Genomic DNA, 3,300 nt, shown 5'->3' with positions numbered 1-3,300 from the left:
CCCCCCCACAACCCACGAACACCCAACCTCTTCAACACACACAAACATGAACCACATCTCCAAAAAACCAGTCCAACCCCCGACCAGCCAAGTCTTTCATCTCGTTGAGGGCAGTCCGTCGGCACATCCAGAAAATTGCCCCGAAGACCCCACTCAATGTTGTGCTGCAATTTGTTCAGCATTGTATCTGAAGAGCTAAAATGACCGGTCTGTGGCATATCAGAATAAAGCGTAACAGCGGTAAAATCGGCCGGATTTAACGCACCCGACAATCCCTCTACTTTGATATAGCGGAATCCGTGCCAGGTAAAATGTGGTTCAAAGACTTCCTTGTCATTACCGTTTAATATATAATGATCCTGCGCCTTAGCAGCTCTAAGATTGGCCGTGTAAAAATTACCTGCCTTATCTAATACTTCTGCATGAGAGATGGTTATTGTATCTCCTGCTTTCCCGCTGAGCGTCGCATCGATCCAGCCTACCAGGTTCTGACCAAAATCCAACACCTTCTCACCTTTAGGCGTAGTAATGACCCTGATTGGATGAAAAACTTCATGTTTTGTAACCAGTTGATTTTGGGTAGCGATGAGATTGTCAAATCCATAGTCTTTTACATTCACACCGGACCAATCTGCGTCATTATAAGCAGGCGTTGTCCATCCGTTTTTCTTCAGCCGCGCGTCAATAGTTTCCCCATTATAGATCTCAGAATATACGATCTCTCCGGTAGAAGATCTCCAGCTATCGTCGGAGAGAACATAGCCGTGGGAGCCATCTGTGTAGGTAATGTCAAGCTGGAGCAAAAGTCCCAAGGTTTTACCATAGTGATTGATATTATCGCCCCAAGCGAGTGGGCTGCGATACCAACCGCTGCCAAGTAATACACCGATGGCATTGTTACCACCTTTGATTAAATCTGTTACATCATAAGCCTGATATTGTAGGCGGTTATGATAACTGGTCCAACCTGGTGTTAAATAGGCATCGCCTATTTTTTTGCCATTAATAAATGCTTCGTATAAGCCATGTGCTGTAATGAATGCGGTGGCAGATGCAATCTTTTTGCGCGCCACAAAAGCCTTGCGTAACATCGGACTGGGTCTGAACACTGCGTCTCCATTATAACCGGGTTCAATCCATTTGGCCTTCCAATCCGATTTTTTCAGAAGCCCGGTCTGCCAAAATCCTGCTTTACTCCAATCGGAAACATGTCCTTGATTGTCCCAGACCCTGACTTGCCAATAATATTTCTGAGCGCAAATCAGTGCTTGACCGTTATAAGGTACATGCACAGACTGATTAGAATTTACTTTGCCAGATTCCCAAGCTAGGTGCTTACCTTTTTTCAATGCTGCTTCGCTGGTAGCGACCCTAATTTCAAAAGCTGTCTGCTGCACCTGGAAGCCGTCAGAGAGCGTTGACCATGTAAGGTCGGGGTGCACTTGGTCAACTCCCAACGGATTTGCTTTATTTTCTACCCACAGTTGTCCCAATTGTAGCTTTGCTTGTGCGAAGGACCGGGTACCCATTAAGACTAGAGCGGCCAAAAACAGGATGGATCCCCATTTTTTATAGTAGTTGCTTTCCCATTCAGGAGTTTTTTCTGAGATTTTATCTTGCGAAATAGCGTTCATCATTTATGTAGAATTTATGGATTTAACAATCTTAGCTTGCATGCTTTATCCGTCAACGAATTCTTTTTTATCAGGCAATATTTTTTAGATAGGCATGCATTTGTTTATTTACAAAAAATAATACTATTTACGGAGCCAATTTGATGCGTTTGAGTTTCTTTATGGCAGCTATTGTTTTCAAATAATGTATAAGTCTTTCAACAAATTGTTGCAGCAAGAAAGATAGCTTTTTTCTCATTTTACATATTTTACAGATTGAATGGTAACGGGGCCTAACAATCCTGAATGTTGTAAGGTGCTATTTGGATTATAGGGTTCAACAGCAGACCAGGTCCCGCGTTCATTTTTAGGTAATCGGCTATCACCGATTAACCGATTCACCCAGAGGTTTACTACACTAATTTCTAACTTATTTGCACCTTTATTCAATGCACCGGTAATATTAATCTGCCATGGATCAGTCCAAATGCCGCCTATCTCTTTTCCGTTTAGTTTGACCTGGGCTAAAACTTTTACATTCCCCAGATTCAGAAAAAATTGCTGCCCCTTTGGCAGTTGAGATATTGTAAAAGTCTTGTGATAAACTGCCGTACCAGAATAATAAAGAATGCTATCATTATTGGTTTTAGCCCAGTCTTGTAGCGTGTCAAAAATTACCGGTTGTGCAGGTCCGCGCATTTTATGACTAAAAGTTACAGTCCATGGCCCACCGATTTGTTTTAATACTTTATAATCTGGGAAATTATTTCCTTTGCTCTTCAAACCGGATGCGTGCGTACTTTTTCTGAATACGACAAACCAACTCTGTGCCGGCTGGAACTTTAACGGTACAATTGTCTTTCCATTTTCTTGTTGAAAATCTGGCAGGGAACGAATGTTACCGGTTACTGCATCCCATAATTCCGGTTCTTTGCCTGTCACACGAAATTCGGGATAAACTTGGATAATACTATCACTCTGGTTTGTTAAGAAATAGATGTCTGCATCCGCCATTTTTCTGTGAATATAAAGGATAGGTGATTTTTGGGGAACCTTGACATCTGGAATAACGCCGAGCGTATCTAGTGCTGTTTGCATATCCATACCGCAAAGGACCATTCCTTTTCCATATTTTACTGATTTAACTTCCTTGCCATTACAATGCTGCCAAAGTTCAGCAGCTAACTTTTTTACTATATTGTCTGCGACGGGATAATTCTCTAAACTAGGAGAATGAGTGGGCGGCATTCCGAGTATAACGGCCCCCTGTGAGACTAAATCCCGCAACTTTTTTAATACCGCAGGCCGCATCGTTTTTTCAGGCGGTAAAACCATTAAGCGATAAGACACGCCATCAGGCAATACCAATTTACCCTCTTTTACGGAAAGATACTTTTCAATTACTTCTGCATTAATCCAATCAAAAGAATATCCTTGAGGAAGTTTTGGATCTTGTATCCCAGTCATTTTTGGTGCATCTTCTCCGATATAATAACATACATCTCCCACCGGCTTGCCTCTTTGAAGCATATAGTTACATCGGCGGATGTAACTAATCCAAACTTTCGATTGTCCGAACCATGTATTCTGACGATTAAATTCCGTGCCGAACCATGCGTTCATTCCAGGCATACTGTCATAAGGCTGTTCAATATAAACATGCAACAGCGTATGGTTTACTCCTTGC

2 protein-coding genes are annotated in these 3,300 nt (G+C 42.2%); both read right to left on the bottom strand.

Going from position 1 to position 3,300, the window contains the following annotated elements; translation table 11 throughout:
* Positions 1-1,637: family 78 glycoside hydrolase catalytic domain (locus ACQR30_RS09505; RefSeq protein ID WP_429734398.1), on the bottom strand; the 1,637-nt coding region annotated here is incomplete at its 3' end.
* Between the two features lie 231 nt (positions 1,638-1,868).
* Positions 1,869-3,300: glycosyl hydrolase (locus tag ACQR30_RS09500; protein ID WP_429734396.1), on the bottom strand; the 1,432-nt coding region annotated here is incomplete at its 5' end.

Source organism: Arachidicoccus sp. (assembly GCF_050436765.1).
Classification (GTDB): Bacteria; Bacteroidota; Bacteroidia; order Chitinophagales; family Chitinophagaceae; genus Arachidicoccus.
Note: the sequence above shows the minus strand (reverse complement) of the source record. Positions and strands in the feature narration are given on the sequence as shown.